16 protein-coding genes and 2 rRNA genes are annotated in these 19,348 nt (G+C 69.4%); 8 read left to right on the forward strand and 10 right to left on the reverse strand.

The features are described from left to right. The first annotated feature begins 25 nt into the window (after positions 1 to 25). On the forward strand, positions 26 to 1,354 hold the full coding sequence (gene gabT, locus KLK06_RS57310) for a 4-aminobutyrate--2-oxoglutarate transaminase (RefSeq protein ID WP_214644330.1): 1,329 nt from the start codon (positions 26 to 28) through the stop codon (positions 1,352 to 1,354). A 233-nt stretch (positions 1,355 to 1,587) separates the two neighbouring features. Further along, the gene (locus tag KLK06_RS57315; protein ID WP_308169013.1) at positions 1,588 to 1,764 is read left to right on the forward strand and encodes a hypothetical protein; all 177 of its coding nucleotides are present in this window, start codon (positions 1,588 to 1,590) and stop codon (positions 1,762 to 1,764) included. A gap of 48 nt (positions 1,765 to 1,812) precedes the next feature. On the opposite strand, the gene KLK06_RS57320 is transcribed toward KLK06_RS57315, so the two are convergent. The 5 genes from KLK06_RS57320 to KLK06_RS57340 form a co-directional block, all read right to left on the reverse strand. Further along, positions 1,813 to 3,021, reverse strand: a complete 1,209-nt coding sequence (locus tag KLK06_RS57320; RefSeq protein ID WP_214644332.1) for a saccharopine dehydrogenase family protein — start codon at positions 3,019 to 3,021, stop codon at positions 1,813 to 1,815. Between the two features lie 196 nt (positions 3,022 to 3,217). Beyond that, positions 3,218 to 4,345, reverse strand: a complete 1,128-nt coding sequence (locus KLK06_RS57325; protein ID WP_214644333.1) for an extracellular solute-binding protein — start codon at positions 4,343 to 4,345, stop codon at positions 3,218 to 3,220. Between the two features lie 93 nt (positions 4,346 to 4,438). Next, positions 4,439 to 5,944, reverse strand: coding sequence for a CoA-acylating methylmalonate-semialdehyde dehydrogenase (locus KLK06_RS57330; protein WP_214644334.1), 1,506 nt, complete (start codon positions 5,942 to 5,944; stop codon positions 4,439 to 4,441). Then, positions 5,941 to 7,218 (reverse strand): aspartate aminotransferase family protein, encoded by a 1,278-nt coding sequence (locus KLK06_RS57335; RefSeq protein ID WP_214644335.1) that lies wholly within the window; start codon positions 7,216 to 7,218, stop codon positions 5,941 to 5,943. The genes KLK06_RS57330 and KLK06_RS57335 overlap by 4 nt, the downstream gene beginning before the upstream one ends. Positions 7,219 to 7,331: 113 nt before the next feature. Next, positions 7,332 to 8,786, reverse strand: a complete 1,455-nt coding sequence (locus tag KLK06_RS57340; protein WP_214644336.1) for an MFS transporter — start codon at positions 8,784 to 8,786, stop codon at positions 7,332 to 7,334. Positions 8,787 to 8,841: 55 nt separating this feature from the next. Here KLK06_RS57340 and KLK06_RS57345 point away from each other — a divergent pair, with 55 nt between their 5' ends. The 4 genes from KLK06_RS57345 (at position 8,842) to KLK06_RS57360 (ending at position 13,912) form a co-directional block, all read left to right on the forward strand. Further along, positions 8,842 to 9,543 carry a TetR/AcrR family transcriptional regulator gene (locus KLK06_RS57345; RefSeq protein ID WP_214644337.1) on the forward strand — a complete coding sequence of 234 codons (702 nt, stop codon included), beginning with the start codon at positions 8,842 to 8,844 and terminating at the stop codon, positions 9,541 to 9,543. 13 nt (positions 9,544 to 9,556) lie between these two features. After that, positions 9,557 to 11,176, forward strand: a complete 1,620-nt coding sequence (locus tag KLK06_RS57350) for an AMP-binding protein (RefSeq protein WP_214644338.1) — start codon at positions 9,557 to 9,559, stop codon at positions 11,174 to 11,176. 61 nt (positions 11,177 to 11,237) lie between these two features. Continuing rightward, positions 11,238 to 12,854, forward strand: a complete 1,617-nt coding sequence (locus KLK06_RS57355; protein WP_214644339.1) for a PucR family transcriptional regulator ligand-binding domain-containing protein — start codon at positions 11,238 to 11,240, stop codon at positions 12,852 to 12,854. A 32-nt stretch (positions 12,855 to 12,886) separates the two neighbouring features. Continuing rightward, positions 12,887 to 13,912, forward strand: a complete 1,026-nt coding sequence (locus KLK06_RS57360; protein WP_214644340.1) for a methyltransferase — start codon at positions 12,887 to 12,889, stop codon at positions 13,910 to 13,912. Here the strand turns inward: KLK06_RS57360 and trpS are convergent. Beyond that, on the reverse strand, positions 13,909 to 14,871 hold the full coding sequence (trpS, locus tag KLK06_RS57365) for a tryptophan--tRNA ligase (protein ID WP_214644341.1): 963 nt from the start codon (positions 14,869 to 14,871) through the stop codon (positions 13,909 to 13,911). The genes KLK06_RS57360 and trpS overlap by 4 nt on opposite strands. A 543-nt stretch (positions 14,872 to 15,414) precedes the next feature. On the opposite strand from trpS, the gene KLK06_RS57370 reads away from it, so the two are divergent. Beyond that, positions 15,415 to 16,893: a phosphodiester glycosidase family protein gene (locus KLK06_RS57370; protein ID WP_214644342.1), complete on the forward strand. Its 1,479-nt coding sequence runs from the start codon at positions 15,415 to 15,417 to the stop codon at positions 16,891 to 16,893. A 50-nt stretch (positions 16,894 to 16,943) separates the two neighbouring features. Here KLK06_RS57370 and KLK06_RS57375 read toward each other — a convergent pair whose 3' ends face one another. After that, positions 16,944 to 17,879, reverse strand: a complete 936-nt coding sequence (locus tag KLK06_RS57375; protein WP_214644343.1) for a LysR family transcriptional regulator — start codon at positions 17,877 to 17,879, stop codon at positions 16,944 to 16,946. A gap of 72 nt (positions 17,880 to 17,951) precedes the next feature. On the opposite strand from KLK06_RS57375, the gene KLK06_RS57380 reads away from it, so the two are divergent. Beyond that, positions 17,952 to 18,350 (forward strand): RidA family protein, encoded by a 399-nt coding sequence (locus KLK06_RS57380; protein WP_214644344.1) that lies wholly within the window; start codon positions 17,952 to 17,954, stop codon positions 18,348 to 18,350. An 86-nt stretch (positions 18,351 to 18,436) separates the two neighbouring features. On the opposite strand, the gene KLK06_RS57385 is transcribed toward KLK06_RS57380, so the two are convergent. From KLK06_RS57385 to KLK06_RS57395, 3 genes are all read right to left on the reverse strand, one after another. Next, on the reverse strand, positions 18,437 to 18,667 hold the full coding sequence (locus KLK06_RS57385; protein ID WP_214644345.1) for a hypothetical protein: 231 nt from the start codon (positions 18,665 to 18,667) through the stop codon (positions 18,437 to 18,439). 372 nt (positions 18,668 to 19,039) lie between these two features. After that, positions 19,040 to 19,156, reverse strand: a 5S ribosomal RNA gene (gene rrf / locus KLK06_RS57390). A 72-nt stretch (positions 19,157 to 19,228) separates the two neighbouring features. Next, positions 19,229 to 19,348 (reverse strand): 23S ribosomal RNA (locus KLK06_RS57395); the annotation flags it as partial.

The following is a 19,348-nucleotide window of genomic DNA, read 5'->3' on the forward strand; positions in this document are numbered from 1 at the left end:
CGGTGCCCGGCGTAGCGTCAGAGGTATGAGCATTCCGCAGGAGCGTCGTCTCGTCACCGCGATCCCAGGCCCGAAATCGCAGGAGTTGCTGGCCCGTAAGCAGGCCGCCGTGCCGCCGGGCATCGGCACCGTGCTGCCGGTGTTCGTGACCCGCGCCGGCGGTGGCGTCATCGAGGACGCCGACGGCAACTCGCTGATCGACTTCGGCTCCGGCATCGCCGTGACCAGTGTCGGCAACGCCGCCCCCAAGGTGGTCGAGCGGGTCCAGAAGCAGGTCGCCGACTTCACCCACACCTGTTTCATGGTCGCCCCGTACGAGTCGTACGTGCAGGTCTGCGAGAAGCTCAACGAGCTGACCCCCGGCGACCACGAGAAGCGCACGGTCTTGCTGAACACCGGCGCCGAGGCCGTCGAGAACGCCGTCAAGATCGCCAGGCACGCCACGGGCCGCCCGGCGGTCGTCGTGTTCGACCACGGCTACCACGGCCGCACGTTGCTGACCATGACGCTGACGGCCAAGAACATGCCCTACAAGCAGGGCTTCGGCCCGTTCGCGCCGGAGGTGTACCGGGTGCCGCTGGCCTACCCGTACCGCTGGCCGACGGGCCCGGAGAACTGCGCGGAGGAGGCCGCCGCACAGGCCATCGACATGATCAACAAGCAAATCGGCGCGGAGAACGTCGCCGCCGTGGTGATCGAGCCGATCGCCGGCGAGGGCGGGTTCATCGAGCCGGCCAAGGGCTTCCTGCCGAGGATCGCCGAGTTCTGCCGGGACAACGGCATCGTGTTCGTCGCCGACGAGGTGCAGACCGGTTTCGCCCGCACCGGCCATCTGTTCGCCTGTGAGGACGAGGGCGTCGTGCCCGACCTCATCACCACCGCCAAGGGCATCGCGGGCGGCCTTCCGCTCGCCGCCGTCACCGGCCGCGCGGAGATCATGGACAAGGTGCACCCCGGCGGCCTCGGCGGCACGTACGGCGGCAACCCGGTCGCCTGCGCGGCCGCGCTGGGCGTGCTGGAGACCATCGCCGAGGAGGACCTGGTCGCCAAGGCCCGCCGCATCGGCGAGATCATGCTCCCCCGCCTCCACGCGATGCGCGAGCGCTTCGACGTGATCGGCGACGTGCGCGGCCGTGGCGCGATGATCGCCGTCGAACTGGTCCTGCCGGGCACGAAGGAGCCGAACCCGGCCGCGCTCGCCGAGGTCGTCCGGCGCTGTCACGCGGAGGGCCTGCTGGTGCTGACCGCGGGCACGTACGGCAACGTGCTGCGTTTCCTGCCGCCGCTGGTCATGCCCGAGCACCTGCTTGAGGAAGGTCTCGGCATCCTGGAGAAGGCGTTCGCCAGCCTGTAGGAAAAGCGTACGAACCGGGCATCCAGCTTGCGGCTGGATGCCCGTTTTTGTAGGTGTACGGGGCGTGGAGCGGGTAGAGAATTCACCCGGGCTTGACGCTCCACTAGGCGATCAGGAGCGCGACCGGGGTTATAACGGATCCGGTAGACGACTGGCCCACCGCAGCTGGGAGCGTGATGAACTGGGGTCCGACAAGAACGGCACGGGACATGTTGACGTTCGACCCTGATGGCATGAGCTGCGCGCAGCTCGACGGTGACGCGTGCGTCGTCTGCCACAAGAGGTGGCCGAGGCCGCGGGTGCGCGTCGGGCGCTTCCCCGACGACGCGCCCGTGATGGCCTGCGCCGACTGCGCCGAAGCGCTCACTCCCACGCCCATGGCCACGGTGGTTGCCTTCCCCGCGCGCTGAGCGCTCGCATATATAACACTCGCGGATTAAAGCGCGGGGCCGCTAGTCCTAGGCGGCGGCCTCGCGGATCCGCCAGGGCGAGCCGTACTCGGTCAGCAGGTCGAGGAACGGGACCGCGTCGAACGCCTCGGGCCCGAGCACGCCCGTGCCCTTCCAGACGCCGCTCGCCAGCAGCTCCAGCGCGACGACGGGGTGCACGGCGGTCTGCCAGACGACGGCCTGCGAGCCGTACTCGCGCATCGACCAGGCGTTGTCGACCACGTGATAGAGGTAGACCTCGCGGGGAGCGCCGTCCTTGCCGGTGCCCTTCACCCACGTGCCCGCGCACGTCTTGCCGTGCATCCGGTCGCCGAGGGTGGCCGGGTCGGGCAGGCTCGCCGCCACCATGTCCCGGGGCGACACGTCGGCACCGCCCACCCTGATCTTGTCGGCGCTGTCCAGCCCGAGCTTGCGCAGGGTCTTGAGCACGCCGATGAACTCCTCGCCGAGCCCGTACTTGAACGTCACCCGCCTGGCCGAGATCCAGCGGGGCACGAGCAGCACCTCCTCGTGCTCGACGTTCACGCACTCCACGGGCCCGATGCCCTCGGGGAAGTCGAACACCTCGGGCTCGCTGAACGGCTCGGTCGTGTGCCACCCCCCGTCCTCCCAGACGACGGGCGGGTTCAGGCACTCCTCGATCGTCGTCCAGATGGAGAACGTCGGCGCGAAGTCGTAGCCGTCCACGACCAGGTTCGAGCCGTCCCTGACGCCGATCTCGTCGATGCCGTCGAACAGGTGGTCGGCGGCGTAGCGGGCGAAGACGTCGGCCAGCCCCGGCTCCACGCCCATCCCGACGAGCGCGAGCCGGTCCCGCGCCTGCCAGTCGCCGTCGCGCGCGAACTGCTCGTCGCCCAGCTTCACCCCCGGCTGCTCGTACGGCCGGCTGGCGTGCGGCCTGGACAGTGACATCGCCATGTCCAGGTAGTCGGCCCCGGCCGCCAGGGCCGCCTCGAACAGCGGCATCGTGAACCGCGGATCCACGGCGTTGAAGAGCACGTCGCACCGGTGCTCCCGCAGCGCCGCCTCGACCCCCGCCCGATCGGCGGCGTCGAGCCTGATGGCGCTGAACCGCGGATCGTCCACGCCGTTGACGGCCCGCGCCGCCCGGCTCTGTTGGGAGTCGGCGACCACGATGTGTTCGAAGAAATCTCGGCGCGCGGCGATGGACACGACAGCGGAGCCGACGCCGCCGGCCCCGACCAGAAGGATTCTCATGGCCCGAACATACTCACTGACTGGTCATTCAGTCGAATTTAAGCTGACTGGCCATTCAGTCGAACTCGCGACCGGCCGGGAACAGCGAGACGCCCCGGAGCGGGGGGAAGGCCCGGGGCGTCTCTGCAGGCGCGGCCCAGCGGGGGGACGGGGCGCGCCCGCGGCACAAGGTCACGTATGGGTTGACATCCCCCGCTCAGCTCACCAGTGCACCCCACCGCTTGGTCCATGTGAGGTCGTAATCAGTGCATTCCCCCTCAGAACCCTCGCAATCCCCCGGCGGCCGGACGGCGAAGGCGACCCGCTCGAGCCACTTCGACTTGTCGGCGCCGTACGCCTCGCACATCTGCTTGGCCCGCCCCTTGCATGCCTTGAGGTTGGCCGGCGCGAGCCCGACCCAGGCGGCCGCGTCACGCTGGGCCGGCGCCGCCGCCATCCAGCTCAGCCAGCGGTAGGCGCAGTCGGTGTTGGGGATGTTCGCGCCGAGCATCCAGGAGTCGAGCCACCCGGTCGTCTTGCGCGTGGTGACCGCCTTGATCGGCTTGCCCGCCTTCTGCAGGAGCAGGCGATAGTAGGGCGTGGCCTGGGCGTAGTCGAGCGAGCCCGTGGCGAAGCCCTTGACCAGGTCGAGCGGGTTCTTCCAGTAGGTGCGGTCCTTGTGCTCGCCCAGCAGCGCCACCGCCCGGTCGAGCTGGCTCTCGGTCAGCTCGAAGGGGTCGTCCACGCTGCTGTCGGTGAGCGCCGCGTCGGCGATGGTCAGCGGGCTGTCCTTGAGCGACACGTGGTCCGACTCGAAGACCTTCTTGAGGTCACCGCCCTTGACCCTGGTCGAGTCGTAGAGGAACTCGTGGAACCCCCAGAGGTACGGCACGCCGTAGACCTTGCCCGACACCTTGGTCATGTCGCGGAAGCGCTTGGTGAGGTCGTCGTAACCGGTGACCTTGGCCGGGTCGATGGGCTGCACCTGCTTGGCCTTGATCATCGCGGCCGCCAGCACCGGACCCGCCGAGACCACGTCGTAGGGGCGCGCGGCGACAGCGCGGGCCATGTCGTCGGCGGTCTGCACGGTGTCGAGGCGGGCGATGCGGCAGCCGGTCGTCTTCTCGAAGTCGCCCACCCAGTTGACCCTCGGGCTGGTGCCGCCGTATTCGGCGTAGCCGCGGTAGGTGAGGATCTGCAGCGTGCCGTCGCCCTGCGTCGGACTCGCCGAAGGGGTGGGAGTAGGGCTCGGGCTGGGTGTCTTCTTCGGTGTCGGGCCCGCCGCGCCCATGCTGGCGACCAGAGCCGTCATGGCCAGCGCCATGGCAGGTATACGGCGATCCACGATGCCACCTCTCATCCGTGTGCTGGAGTTTATCGGGCACACAGAGGGAGGGATGCCTGGCCGCCGCCCGCATCCCTCCCTGGTGGAGATCGGTTACCCGTTCGTGGGGAAGCCCAGGTTCACGCCGCCGTGCGACGGGTCGAGCCAGCGTGAGGTGACGACCTTGCCCCGGGTGTAGAAGTGGACGCCCTCGGTGCCGTGCACGTGCGTGTCGCCGAACAGCGACGCCTTCCAGCCGCCGAAGCTGTAGAACGCCATCGGCACCGGGATCGGCACGTTGATGCCGATCATGCCGACCTCGACCTCGTTCTGGAAGCGCCGGGCCGCGCCGCCGTCGTTGGTGAAGATCGCGGTGCCGTTGCCGTACGCGCCGCCGTTGATGAGCTCCAGGCCCTCCTCGTACGAGCCGACGCGGACGATCGTCAGGACCGGGCCGAAGATCTCCTCGGTGTGCACCCGCGAGCCCGCGGGCACGTGGTCGAGCACGGTCGGGCCGAGCCAGAAGCCGGGCGACTCCAGTGCCTTGCCGCCGCCGAGCAGGGTCGTCTCGCGCCCGTCCACGACGAGCTTGGCGCCCTCCTCGACGCCGACGTCGAGGTAGGAGGCGACCTTGTCGCGGTGCGCCTTGGTGACGAGCGGCCCCATCTCGGACTTGGGGTCGTCACCAGGGCCGATCACCAGTTTGTCGACGCGCTCGACGATCTTCTGGACGAGCTCGTCGCCCACCGGATCGACGGCCAGCACGACGGAGATCGCCATGCACCGCTCGCCGGCCGAGCCGAAGCCCGCCGACACGGCCGAGTCGGCGACCAGGTCGAGGTCGGCGTCGGGCAGCACGAGCATGTGGTTCTTGGCTCCGCCGAGCGCCTGCACCCGCTTGCCGTGGCTCGTGCCGGTCTCGTAGACGTACCTGGCGATGGGGGTCGAGCCGACGAAGGAGACGCCGCGCACGTCGGGGTGCTCCAGCAGCCGGTCGACGGCGACCTTGTCGCCCTGTACGACGTTGAAGACGCCGTCGGGCAGCCCGGCCTCCTGCCAGAGCCGCGCCATGAGCAGCGACGCGGACGGGTCCTTCTCCGACGGCTTGAGCACGAACGCGTTGCCGCAGGCGATCGCGATCGGGTACATCCACATCGGCACCATGGCCGGGAAGTTGAACGGCGTGATGCCGGCCACCACTCCGAGCGGCTGGCGCAGCGAGTAGGAGTCGACCCGGGTCGAGACACCCTCGGAGTAGCCGCCCTTGAGCAGGTGCGGGATCCCGCAGGCGAACTCCACGACCTCCAGGCCGCGGGCGACCTCCCCGAGCGCGTCGGAGTGCACCTTGCCGTGCTCGGCCGAGATGAGCGCGGCCACCTCGTCGCGGTGGGCGTACATCAGCTCGCGGAAGCGGAACAGCACCTGCGCCCGCTTGGTCAGCGACGCGTCACGCCAGGTGGGGAAGGCCGCCACGGCGGCGGCCACGGCCGCGTCGACGTCGGCGGCCGACGCCAGCGCGACGTGCCCGCTGACCTCGCCGGTCGCCGGGTCGAAGATCTCCTGTGTCCGGCTGTCGCCGTCCGCGAGAGCTCCGTTGATCCAGTGCTTGACAGACTTCACTGCGTTGCCTCTGCGTTGATGACTTCGAGTGCGTGAACGATGATGCCCAAGCCCTCAGTGGCCTCGTCCACCGTGAGGGTGAGCGGCGGGGCCATGCGGATGGCGGTGCCGTACAGGCCGCCCTTGCCCGCGAGCAGGCCCGCCTTCTTGCTCTCCTCCATGAACCGCGCGGCCTGCGCGGGGCTCTCCAGCTCGACGGCGAACATCAGGCCCTTGCCGCGTACGTCCCGCATGATCGGCAGCCGTTCGGCCGCCGCGCGCAGGCCGTCGATGATGATCTTGCCGGTCCTGGCGGCGTTGGCCTGGAGATCGTGGTCGAGCACGTAGTCGAGCGTGGCGTTGGCGGCGGCCATGGAGATCGGGTTGCCGCCGAACGTGGCCAGACCCACGGCGGGCAGGCTGTCCATGAGGTCGCCGCGGGCCACGACGCCGCCCACCGCGAACCCGTTGCCCAGCCCCTTGGCGAACGTCATCATGTCGGGCGTCACGCCGTGGTTCTGGATGCCGAAGAACGCGCTGCCGGTGCGGCCCCAGCCGGTCTGCACCTCGTCGGAGATGAACAGGATGCCCTGCTCGTCGAGGACCTCCTTGTAGGCGGCGAACAGCCCGTCGGGGGCCATCGTGAACCCGCCCACGCCCTGGATCGGCTCGGCGATCAGCGCCGCCACGTCGTTGGAGACGGCCGTGGCCAGCACGTGGCGCAGGTCGTCGACGCAGGCCGCGATGTAGTCGGCGTCCGAAAGCCCCTTGAACTGGGCGAGCTGCCGGTCGGCGCCGTGCAGGAAGTGCACGTTCAGCGGGGAGAGCGAGTTGTTCTTCCACGACCGGTTGGACGTGACGCTCATCGCGCCGAAGCTGCGGCCGTGGTAGCTCTGCCGCATGGCGAGCACCTGGTCGCTCTTGCGCGCGTACGTGGCCAGCAGCAGCGCGGTCTCGTTCGCCTCGGTGCCGGAGTTGGTGAAGAAGACCTTGGCATCGGGGATGCCGGAGAGCCTGGCGATCTTCTCGGCCAGCTCGATCTGGCCGCGCAGCAGGTAGACCGTGCTGGTGTGGACGACTCCTGTGGCGAGCTGGCGTTCGACGGCCTCGCGCACCTCGGGCACGTCGTACCCGATCATGTTGGTGAGGATGCCGGCGAAGAAGTCCAGATAGCTCTTGCCATCGGCGTCGACGACGCGGTTGCCCTTGCCGCTGACGATCTCGATGGGCTCGTTGTAGTTGAGTGCCACCCAGTTGGGGATCACTGCCCGGTGGCGGGCGAGAAGCTCCGACATGCTACGAGTATCCCGGCTCGTCATCGCACCTCCCACCTCCAACCTGTCGACATGAGACAAAATCCCCTTACATGATGTCACGCACCCGCCACGACATGCGCGCCCCGCGTCCGTCAGACCGGGGCGGACTCCGAGGTGGTGTCGACAGCGGGGGCGGGCGATCGGAGCACCACCAGCGCGAGCAGCGCGGCCGCCACGCAGAACGCGCCCCCCACCCACGACCCGAAGTGCACCGCGTCGGTGAAGGCCGACTTGGCGGGCTCGGCGAAGCCCAGCGCGAAGGCCGCGCCGATCGACTCCTTGGCGGCCTCGGGCACGCCGGAGGGCATGGACGAGGTGAACACCCCGGCCAGCACGCTGCCCAGGATGGCGATGCTCATGGCCATGCCGACCTGCTGCACCGTGTCGTTCAGCGCCGATCCGACACCCGCGTGCTCGACGGGGATCGCCCCCATCAGCGAGGCGTAGGCCGCGGGACCGGCGAGACCGCCGCCCACCCCCATGACCAGCAGGCCGGTGAGCAGCGGCATGTACCCGGAGGTCGTGGCGAGCACGACGAACCCACCGGCCATGACCACCAGCCCCGCGGCGATCAGCGTCCGGTTGCTGACCTTCTGCCCGAGCGCGGCGCCGAGCCCGTTGAAGAGCGCCGCCGCGATCGCGTACGGCAGCAGCGCCAAGCCCGCCTGCATGGGCCCGTATCCCAGCACGAACTGCAGGTACTGGGTCAGCATCAGCATCACGGCCCCGGCCCCGAACGACATCAGCAGGATCGAGAACGACGCCCCGCTGAAGTTGCGGTTCTTGTACAGCTCCAGCGGCAGCATCGGGTGCTCCGAGCGCCGCTCCCAGAAGATGAAGGCGCCGAGGAAGGCCACGGCGATCGCGATGCCGACCGGGTTCCACTCGCGCTCGATGATGACGTACACGGCCGCCGTCAGCCCGACGATCGACAGCAGGACGCCCACGGGGTCGATCTTCCGTCCGGCGCTGCGGGTCTCGGGCATCAGCGTCACGGCGGCGATGATCGCGACGGCCGCGATGGGGATGTTCAGCAGGAAGACCGAGCCCCACCAGTAGTGGTCGAGCAGGAAGCCGCCCAGGGTGGGCCCCGCGATCACGCCCACCATGGCGACGGCGCTCCACGCGGCCATGGCCTTGCGCCGCTCGTCCTCGTCGAAGACGGTCATCAGGATGGACAGCGTGGACGGCATCAGGATCGACCCGCCGATGCCCATGAGGGCCCGCGAGCCGATGAGCTGCCACGGCTCCGTCGAGAGCACGGCCAGCAGCGACGCGCCGCCGAAGAACGCCAGCCCGATGATCAGGAAGCGCCTGCGCCCGAACCGGTCGGACAGGCTTCCCGCGGTCAGCAGCAGTCCGGCGAAGGCCAGCACGTACGCGTCGAGTATCCACTGGATGTCACCGGGGGTCGCTCCAAGATCCCTGATCAGCTTGGGGATGGCCAGGTTGAGGACGGTGTTGTCCACGACCAGCACGAGCAGCGAGAGGCAGAGGACGACGAGGATCCACCAACGACGGGGGTCTCGTACAGTGTTCGATTCCACTCGCACACCGTACTAGATGACTCGCACAGTGTGCGAGTGGATTTATCCTGGGGAAATGACGGCCAAGCAGTTCACCTCCGTGTGGCTTCGCGAGCCCCGCAAGCCCACGAGCCCCGGGCGCAGCCGCGAGGAGATCGTCAGGGCCACCCTTGACCTGCTCGACGCCGAGGGGCTCGCCGGGCTGAGCATGCGCAAGCTCGGGGCCAAGCTCAAGGCGGGCGCGACCAGCCTCTACTGGTACGTGGCCAACAAGGACGAGCTGCTGGAGCTGGCCTACGACGCGATCTGGGGTGAGCTGTCCACTCCCGTCCCCGAGGATGCGCACTGGCGCGAGGTCGCCTCCGTCCTGGCCCACAGCATGCGTCAAGTGATCCTGAGGCACCCCTGGTCGGCCGATCTCATCGGGCGGGTGCCCGCGTTCGGGCCGAACGCGCTCGCGTTCACCGAGCGGATGTGCCGGGCCTTCAAGACGGCCGGGTTCCGCGGCCTGGACATCGACTACGCCAACGCCACGCTCACCGCGTACGTCTTCGGCTACACGATTCCGGAGGTGGCCTGGAACTCCTCTGTGGGCCACGACTATGACCTCGACGAGATGCGGGAGTCGGTCAAGCGGGCGGCGGAGGGCCATCTCGAGCTCATGGAGCGCTTGGGCGCCGCCGACCACGACGAGGATCCGCAGGTGATGCGCGAGGTGGGCTTCGACTTCGGCCTCGTGTCGGTGCTCGACGGTCTTGAGAGACGGCTGGGGACGTAGCAGGATCCGGGGCATGAGCGATTTCCGCGCCGCACGCGACCTCCTTCTCGGGGCCGACTATCCGACGGCCCGCCGCGAGTTCCGCTGGCCGGAGCTGACGGACTTCAACTGGGCGCTCGACTGGTTCGACGGCGTGCTGGCCGCCGAGACCCCCGACGCGGTCGCGCTGAAGATCGTCGGCAAGGTCTCCTACACCTTCGCCGAGCTGTCCGCCCGTTCCAACCAGGTCGCCAACTGGCTGCGCGAGCAGGGCGTACAGCGGGGCGATCGCATCCTGCTCATGCTGGGCAACCAGGCCGAGCTGTGGGAGTCGCTGCTGGCGGCCATGAAGCTGGGCGCGGTCATCATCCCGGCGACCACGCTGCTGACCGCCAAGGACATCGTCGAGCGCGTCGAACGCGGCGGCGTCTCGCATGTGATCGCGAACGCCTCCGACGCGGGCAAGTTCGACGACGGCGGCTACACCAGGATCGCGGTCGGCGACGCGTACGGCTGGCTGCCCTACGCCGATTCCCGCGAGGCGGCCGAGCACTTCGTCCCCGACGGCCCGACCAGGGCCGGCGACACGCTGCTGCTCTACTTCACCTCGGGTACGACCTCGCAGCCCAAGCTGGTCGAGCACACGCACGCCTCCTATCCGGCTGGCCACCTGTCGACCATGTTCTGGATCGGGCTCACGCCCGGCGACGTGCACCTCAACGTGTCCTCGCCCGGCTGGGCCAAGCACGCGTGGAGCAACGTGTTCGCGCCGTGGAACGCGGGTGCCACCGTGCTGATCCACGACTACCAGCGCTTCTCCGCCGTGGCGCTGCTGGAGGTGCTGCGCGACGAGCGGGTCACCACGTTCTGCGCGCCGCCGACCGTCTGGCGGATGCTCATCCAGGAGGACCTGGCGGCGTGGCGGCTGCCGCTGCGCACGGCCGTCGCCGCGGGCGAGCCGCTCAACCCCGAGATCATCGACCAGGTCGCCAAGGCGTGGGGGCTGACGATCAGGGACGGCTACGGCCAGACCGAGACCACCGCCCAGGTGGGCAACGTGCCCGGCGAGCCGGTCAAGCCGGGATCCATGGGCCGGCCGCTGCCCGGCTACGACATCGTGCTGCTCGACCCGATCACTGGCGAGGCGGGCGACGACGGGGAGATCTGCCTGCCGCTGACCGACCGCCCCCTCGGCCTCATGTCCGGATATGTCGGTGGATCTAGTGATGCGATGAGAGGTGGGCACTACCACACGGGCGACGTCGCGACCCGTGACGCCGACGGCTACATCACCTACGTCGGCCGGACCGACGACGTCTTCAAGGCCTCCGACTACCGCATCTCGCCGTTCGAGCTGGAGAGCGTGCTTCTGGAGCATGAGGCCGTGGCGGAGGCGGCCGTGGTGCCCGCGCCCGATCCGGTGCGCCTGGCGGTGCCGAAGGCTTATGTGACGCTGGCGCCCGGGTTCGAGGCGGACGAGGCGACCGCCCGCTCGATCTTCGAGCACTCGCGGCGTGAGCTGGCCCCGTACAAGCGGGTGCGCAGACTGGAATTCGGCGAGCTGCCGAAGACCATCTCCGGCAAGATCCGGCGAGTGGAGTTGCGGGTGCAGCAGCCCGTCCGGGAGTTCAGAGAGGACGAACTGGGCTCGTGATGAGCAGTCTGTAAAGGGGTGCCTATCCGATCTTACAGGCTGATCGGCTAGGCTCGGGCGCGTGCTGCCCACCATCGCCGACGTCCTCGCGCTGGACACCGTCCGCCGCGGGAGCCCGCGCGTGGTCGCGGGCGGCGACCGCCTGGACACCAAGGTGCGGTGGGTGCACGTCGGCGAGATCGCCGACATCGCCCACCTGCTGCGCGGCGGAGAGCTGGTGCTCACCACGGGGGTGGCCCTGCCCGAGGACCCCCAGAAGCTCGCCGACTACATCGGCGAGCTTTCGGCGGTCGGCGCCTCCGGGCTGATCGTCGAGCTGGGCCGCAGGTTCGTCGGCGAGCTGCCCGGCGCGGTCGTCAAGTCGGCCGAGGAGCACGGCCTGCCGCTGATCGTGCTGACCCGCGAGACGCCGTTCGTGCAGATCACCGAGTCCGTGCACGCGCGGATCATCGACATCCAACTGGAGGAGCTGCGGGCCTCCGAGCAGCTGCACGAGGTCTTCACCGAGCTCTCCGTCGAGGGCGCGTCCCCCGCCGAGGTGCTCGCCCAGGTGGCCCGGCTGTCGAACCGCCCGGTCCTGCTGGAGAACCTCGCCCACCAGGTGCTGGCCTGCGAGTCCGCGGGCCGCGACACCGGCGCGCTGCTGGCCGGATGGGAGACCAGGTCGCGCGCGGTCGCGCCGGCCGAGCGGACCGCCTACGACGCCGCCTCCGGCTGGCTGGTCACCACGGTCGGCGCGCGCGGGCAGGACTGGGGCAGGTTGATCCTGCTCTGCGAGAGGCCGCCGTCGCCCCGTGACCTGGTGCTCGCCGAGCGCGCCGCCACCACGCTCGCCCTGGGCCGCCTGCTCGAACGCCACCAGGAATCCCTGGAACGCCAGGCGCACGGCACGATCATCACCGGCATCCTCACGCACGCCTATGCAGATCCGGACGAGGCCGCCGCCCGCGCCCGCGCCGTGGGCGTGCCGCTCACCGGGCGCAAGCTGGTCAGCGTCGTCATCCGCCCGACCGACCCCATCGAGCAGGCACTCGACGGGCAGGCGCAGCTCGGCGAGCTGGCCGAGGCCACCGCCGCCGCCTGCCGCGACGCCCGGCTGCCCGCCCTCGTGGGCGCGCTCGACCAGGACCGGGTCGGCGTCCTGCTCCCCCTGCCGCCACGCTCGGGCGCCGAGCCCGCGCTGACCGCGCTCGCCGAGCGGCTGCGCGTGCTGTGGAAGCCCGGCGCCGCGTTCGTCCTGGCCTCGGGCTCGGTGGTGGAGTCGATCAGGGACGTACGGCGCAGCTTCCTCGAAGCCGAGCAGGTGGCCGACGTGGCGGTCCGCCAGCCCGACGACCGGGCCTTCTACCGGCTGCCCGACCTGCGGCTGCGCGGGCTGCTCCACCTGCTGCGCGACGACGCCAGGCTGCAGACGTTCGCCGAACGGGAGCTGGGACCGCTGCTGGCGCACGACGCGCAGCGGGGCGGCGACCTGACCCGCATCCTGCGCATCTACCTGGACGCGGGACGCAACAAGGCCGTGGCCGCCCAGAAGGCCCACCTGTCGCGGCCCGCCTTCTACGACCGGCTGCGCCGCCTCGAACGCATCCTCGACACCGACCTGGACGACGTCGAGTCGTGCCTGTCCCTGCACGTGGCGCTGCTGGCGCTGGAGTCGTTCCGCAGGGAGAACAGGTAACATTTCCGCCGCTCGCGGCTTACCGTCGCGATGTGCCCTTATTCGTCAATCCCCTGGAAGCGGCGGCGCACCGCCTGTCGATCCTGCCCCCGATGCTCGACTACTTCGGCGTCATGGGCCTGCACGCGCTGATCGCCGGGATGCGGCTCGGGCTCTTCGACGCCCTGCGCGGCGGGCCCGCGACCGCCACCGACCTCGCGGGCTCGCTCGGCCTGGACCGGCACGCGACGGACGTGCTGCTGCGCGGCCTGACCGGGCTCGGCTACCTGCGCGCGCGAGGCGGCCGCTACCGGCTGACCCGCACGGCGCGGATCTGGCTCACCACCGACTCCCCCGCCTGCCTGGCCGAGGGGCTGTACTTCTGGGAGCGCACCGCCTGCGTGATCTGGCCACAGCTCGAAAGGACCGTACGTGATGGGTCGCCGATCACCTCGCTGTACGCGCTGACCGAGAGCGAACCGGAGCTGTCGCGCTCGTTCCAGGCGTGGACCGCCGCCGTGGCCGGCCGCCAGGCTCCCGCCACCGCGCGGGCCATCCCGGTCCCCGCGGGCGCGACGCGGATGCTCGACGTGGGCGGCAGCCATGCCCGCTACAGCGTGGAACTGCTGCGGCGGCACCCAGAGCTGCGGGGCACCGTGATCGACCTGCCCCAGGCCCTCGAATCGGCCGCCGCCCACCCCCGGCTGACGCTGCGGGCCGGCTCGTTCCTCGATGAGGATCTGGGCGGCGGGTACGACGTGGTGCTGCTGTTCAACATCATGCACTGTCTCGACGACCAGGAGCTGGTCACGTTGCTGGCACGGCTGGCCAAGGCGCTCAATCCCGGCGGCACGATCGCGATCGGCGACCAGTTCGGCGACAGCGTCATGCCCGGGCGGGCCAGCCGGACCCTTGTCGATCTGCTCCACCTCAACTACCTGGTGGCGGGCGGCGGCAGGATCCGCGGCTACAAGGAGGTGGCTCTCCTGCTCAGGGAGGCGGGCTTCACCAGGCCGCGCCACCGCCGCCCCCTGAGATCCCCGGCCACGGAGCTGGCCATCGCCCGAGCTCCCCGTTAGAAGCCCATCGCGGCCCGCACCTCCCCGAGGGTGACGATCGCCCGCTCGCGGGCGCGCTCGTTGCCGTCACTCAGCACCTGCCTGGCGTCGGCCTCCGAGTACTCGCGGCGGCGCCTCCTGATCGGTCGCAGGAACTCGTTGACCGCCTCGGTGACCAGCCGTTTCAGTGCGGCGGCGCCGCCGTTCCCGATCTCGTCGGCGATGGACTCGGGTTGGCGGCCGAGGCAGAGGCCGGCCAGCGTGAGCAGGTTCGACACCTCCGGCCGGTTCGTCTCGTCGAAGGTGATGAGCCGGTCCGCGTCGGTGCGGGCCCCGCGGATCAGCGCGGCCGTCTCGTCCTCGGTGGCGGACAGGGCTACGGCGTTGCCCCGGCTCTTGCTCATCTTGCCGCCGTCGAGGCCCTTGAGCAGCGGCTGGGCGCCCATCATGGCCTCCGGCACCGGGAAAACGGGACCGTAGCGCTCGTTGAAGCGCCGCGCCACCAGCCGCGTCACCTCAACATGCGGGAGCTGGTCCTTGCCGACCGGCACCAGCGTGCCCTTGCAGAACAGGATGTCGGCCGCCTGGTGCACCGGATAGGTGAACATCAGGCCGTTGACCGCCTGCTGCGTACTGTGTGCGATCTCGTCCTTGACGGTCGGGTTGCGACCCAGCTCGGCCACCGACACCAGGCTGAGGAAGGGCAGCAGCAACTGGTTCAGCTCGGGGATCGCGCTGTGCTGGAAGATCGTCACCTTCGCGGGGTCGAGCCCGATGGCCAGGTAGTCGAGGAGCAAGGTGGCGATGTTCCGCTGGATCGCGCCGGGCAGATCCCGGTCGGTGATCACCTGGTAGTCGGCGACCAGCACGTACATCGGGTGGACGTCCTGCAAGGCGACGCGGTTGGCCAGCGTGCCGAAGTAGTGGCCCAGGTGGAGCGGCCCGGTCGGGCGGTCTCCGGTGAGCACGACGTGGTTCATCACGGGTTCCTCTCTTCAGGTCATGCCGTCCTGAAGAAAGAACCCGCGCCGGGCCCGTCCTGAGGACGGCCCGCGCATGCGAAGATCAGCGGCCGTCTGTCGGCCGCCACCACATGCTGACGCGTGTCATGACGCTCATTATAGGCGCAAGCCGCACAGAACCCAGAAACTGTGCGGCTTGCGCCGGCTCGTACTCACTCGTGAGGATCACGCGTCACATCGGCGCGGGAACGGTCCTCGGGGTGGGCGTACATTACCCACCCGCGAGGACGGGTGACGAACGCGCCCAGGATGAACCCCAGGACAACGCTCGCGATGATCACAAGGAGGATGCTCAGCCCCGTCATGGCTGCCTCTCGGACTGGTATGCCGCTCAGGTCGCGGCCTACCGCACGGTAACGCCGCCCCCACAGTGCGCGCAGGAAAACCCCCCGAGGGATGTCAATCTTGTAACCTCTCAGACCGTTTAGCGTGTTTGCCTGCCTCCACGACCATGATCTCGCCAGGATAGGGCGGTTCCTTTGTCCGCCCTCTGGAGTTTTCATGTCTCGACGCACCCTCGCCATCGGCCTTTCGATGGCCACGGTCCTTACTGGGACGGCCGTACCCGTCGCAGCCGCCGAGCGCGTTTCGGTGTCGTTCCCCTCGGCCAAGTTCCCCTTGGGCGTGCCGGCCGTACCGACCAAGACGATGACCAGCGTGGCGCCGGGCGTCGACCTCTGGGACGTGAAGTCGGGTACGTCGACCGACGGCTACACCGTCACGGTGCTGATGCCGAGCGGCCGCGACTACGGCATGCAGCAGACGGCCGAGGCAAAGGTCGCCGAGGTCGAGGCCACGGGCGAGACGGCGAGCCTGCAGAAGGTCGTGCGCCCGCAGGTCGCCGACGCCGCCGCCCAGACCGTCTACATGGTGCGGGTCGGGCTGTGGAAGTTCGAGGAGAAGGACAAGGCCGCCGAGACGGCCAAGAAGCTCAAGGACGCCGGGCTGAAGGTGAAGGTCGACTACCTCGGCGACGACGGCATGAAGACCACCGGCCCCTGGGACGTCAAGGTGGTCGTGATCGACGCCAGGACGTTCCGCGGCTCGTACGGCGCCACGCTCGGCACCAGCGTCGCCAAGCGCGAGACCGTCTCCTCGATGGCCAAGGCCCAGCAGGCGCTCGCGGCCGTGAACGGCGGCTTCTTCAACATCCACACCGCCAAGAACCTGCGCGGCGAGCCGGTCGGCATCTCGGTGGTCGGCGGCAGGCTGCTCAGCGAGGCCGTGCCGGGCCGCTCCGCCGTCGTCCTCAAGGGTCGTACGGCCCGCATCACCGAACTCAAGTCGACCGTCACCGCGATCGCGCAGGACGGCCAGAAGCTGGTGGTCAACGGCGTCAACCGCGCCGCGGCGGCGGACGAACTGGTCCTCTACACCGAGGAGTACGGCGCCAAGACGCCCGCGGACAACGGCGCCGACGCGGTGCTCGACGCCAACGGCAAGGTCGTGGCGCTGCGCGCGCCGGGCGCCGCGGTGGCGGCGGGGACGCGCGTCCTGCACGGTGTCGCCGGTGTCGCCGCCGAGTGGCTGAACGCGCACGCGGCCGAAGGCGTGACCGTCAAGGTCGACACCAAGGTCGTGGACGTACGGACCGGCAAGGCGCTCAAGCTGACGCCCGATCTGGGGGTGATCGGGGGCAATGTCGGCCTGGTCAGGAACGGGCACGTCAAGATCACCGCCAAGCTCGACGGCCAGGACTCCGTGAACATGATCCTCCGCCGCCACCCGCGTACGCTGCTGGGCACCACGCGCAACGGCAGCCTGATCCTGGCGACCATCGACGGACGGCAGCCCGGCGTGACGGTGGGAGCCAGCTTCATCGAGGCGGCCCAGTTCATGCGCTGGCTTGGCGCCAAGCAGGCGGTCAACCTGGACGGCGGCGGGTCCACCGCGATGGTGGTGGGCAACAAGCTCGTCAACCGGCCGTCCGACGGCGTGGAGCGCGGCGTCGGCGACGCGCTGCTGGTGCTGCCGAAGTAGCCGACCCGTTGCCGCCTACCCCGGCCCAGATCTGGTCTGCGGTGGGCGGCTTACCCTACGGCGCGGTCCGCGAGCGGGTGGCCCTGCCCGCCTCCAAAAAGCGTGCGACCAACCTCTAGAAAGCGCGCGACCAGCGGGTTTTCATCACCTGGCCGCCAGCACATCGCGACCGTGGTGCGCGCGCTGTCCGGCTCGATCCGGCGATAGGCCACCCCCTTGAGCCGGATCCGGCGCACGCTCGCCGGGGCGAGGGACACCCCGAGCCCCGCCTCGACAAGCGCGGAGACCGTCGCCCACTCCACCGCGTGCTGCCCGATACGCGGCTCGAACCCCGCCGACCGGCACAAACCAACGATCCGATCGTGCACGGTCGGCCCCGCCGCACGGTTCAGCAGCACGAACGGCTCCGCCGCCAGCGCCGCGACCGGAACGACCCGCCGACCGGCAAGAACATGACCAACCGGCAGAACCGCCACGAACTCCTCCGAGAACACCGGCTCGGCGGCCAGCCCCGGATCGTCAGGCGGTTCCCGCAGGAGCCCGACGTCGATCGAACGCTCCAGGAGCGCGGCCGTCTGGGGCGCCGTCGTCATCTCCCTGATCTCCATCTCGACCTCGGGATAGCGATCACGGTAGGCCCGCAGCATTCCCGGCAGGATCGTCAGCGCGAGCGACGCCGCGAACCCGACCCGGATACGCCCGGCCTCTCCCCCACCGACACGTCGCGCCGCCTCCAGCCCATCCGCGATCTCGCCGAGCGCACGCCGGGCGGCAGGCAGCAACTCGTGACCCGCCAACGTCAGAACGACCCCTCCGGGACCTCGCTCGAACAGCGGATGCCCGACCCTCTCCTCCAGCCGCCTGATCTGCTGGCTCAGCGGCGGCTGCGCGACCCCCAGCCGGATGGCGGCACGCCCGAAGTGCAGCTCCTCGGCCAGAACGGCGAACGCGTAGAGCTGATGCAGCGCGAGCTGAGGACGTTCCATACGCGTAGAGATATCACATCATCAGCGGAGGCGTCTTAGACATATCACCGCAGGTTGCCTACCGTTCCACGTATGACAGAACGACGCGCGATCTTGAGCGGCTCCACTTTCGAGGAGCAGATCGGATATGCCCGGGCCGTGGTGGACGGCGACTGGGTCCACGTCTCGGGGACCACCGGGTTCGACTACGCGACCATGACGATCTCCGCCGACGTGGTCGAACAGGCCGAACAGTGCCTGCGCAACATCGGAACGGCGCTGACCGAGGCAGGCTGTACGTTCGCCGATGTTGTCCGGGTCCGCTACCTGCTGCCCGATCGGGAGGACTTCGAGCCGTGCTGGCCGACCCTGCGCCGCCACTTCGGCGAGATCCGCCCGGCGGCGACGATGCTCGTGTGCGGCCTCTCCGATCCCCGGATGCGCATCGAGATCGAGGTGTACGCACGCATCCGCGGCGCGATTCCCGGGTGAGCACACGGATCTGACCTGTCGGCGGAAGCGGTACATGCCGCAGGGCCGGCCTGGACATACCAGGTCGGCCCCGCTCAGTCGTGCGATCAGAATACGGCGCAGCGGATTGCGGCGGCCTGGCTGCGCTCGTTGGTGGTGACGCGGACGTCGTCGCCGCTGCAGGCCTCGCGCCAGACGTATGGGACGACGCAGGTGTGTGCGTCAAAGGCGCCGTCGGTCCAGCGGCCGTTCTCGTCGGCGTTGTCGGCGTTGTCGGCGTTGTCGGCGGCGAGCGGACTGCAATTACCCCTGCCGCCACGGCGCTGCCGTTCAGCCACTTGGCGATCAAGCTTCGAGAACCATGCGGCGTCCGTACGTCAGGCTCGGCCGGCGCAGGACCAGGCGTGCCATGCGCCGGGGCTCGCCCCCGCTTTGGCAACGACAACGTCATGCACTCTGCCAGCGGTTGAACGACAGGACCTCGGTCAAGCGGGGTGCATCGCTAAACCTTCCGGCCGCCCGTCGTACAGCCGGTAGGCGAAGGACGAAGAACACCAAGGCGCTTTCAGCGTTTCGAGAAGGGCCCACCACTGGGCGCTGGCGTAGCCGCACGCCACTTCTGGCGACCAGAGCAGGCGGTGAGCCTCTTAACCCTGTAACGCAGAAAGGGCCCCACGCGTAAACGTGGAGCCCTTCCCGAACCAAAGATTGTCCGGCGGTGACCTACTCTCCCACACCCTCCCGAGTGCAGTACCATCGGCGCTGGGAAGCTTAACTTCCGGGTTCGGAATGTAACCGGGTGTTTCCTTCCCGCCATAACCGCCGTAACCCTATGAAACAAACAAACAACACGTGTTTGCTGTCTCAGAATTGCATAGTGGACGCGAGCAAGAAGCTTTGTGGTCAAGTCCTCGGCCTATTAGTACCGGTCAGCTCCACACGTTACCGTGCTTCCACCTCCGGCCTATCAACCCGGTCGTCTACCGGGAGCCTTACCCACTCTCGTGGTGGGAGACCTC

This window comes from Nonomuraea sp. NEAU-A123 (genome assembly GCF_018603905.1).
Classification (GTDB): domain Bacteria; phylum Actinomycetota; class Actinomycetes; order Streptosporangiales; family Streptosporangiaceae; genus Nonomuraea.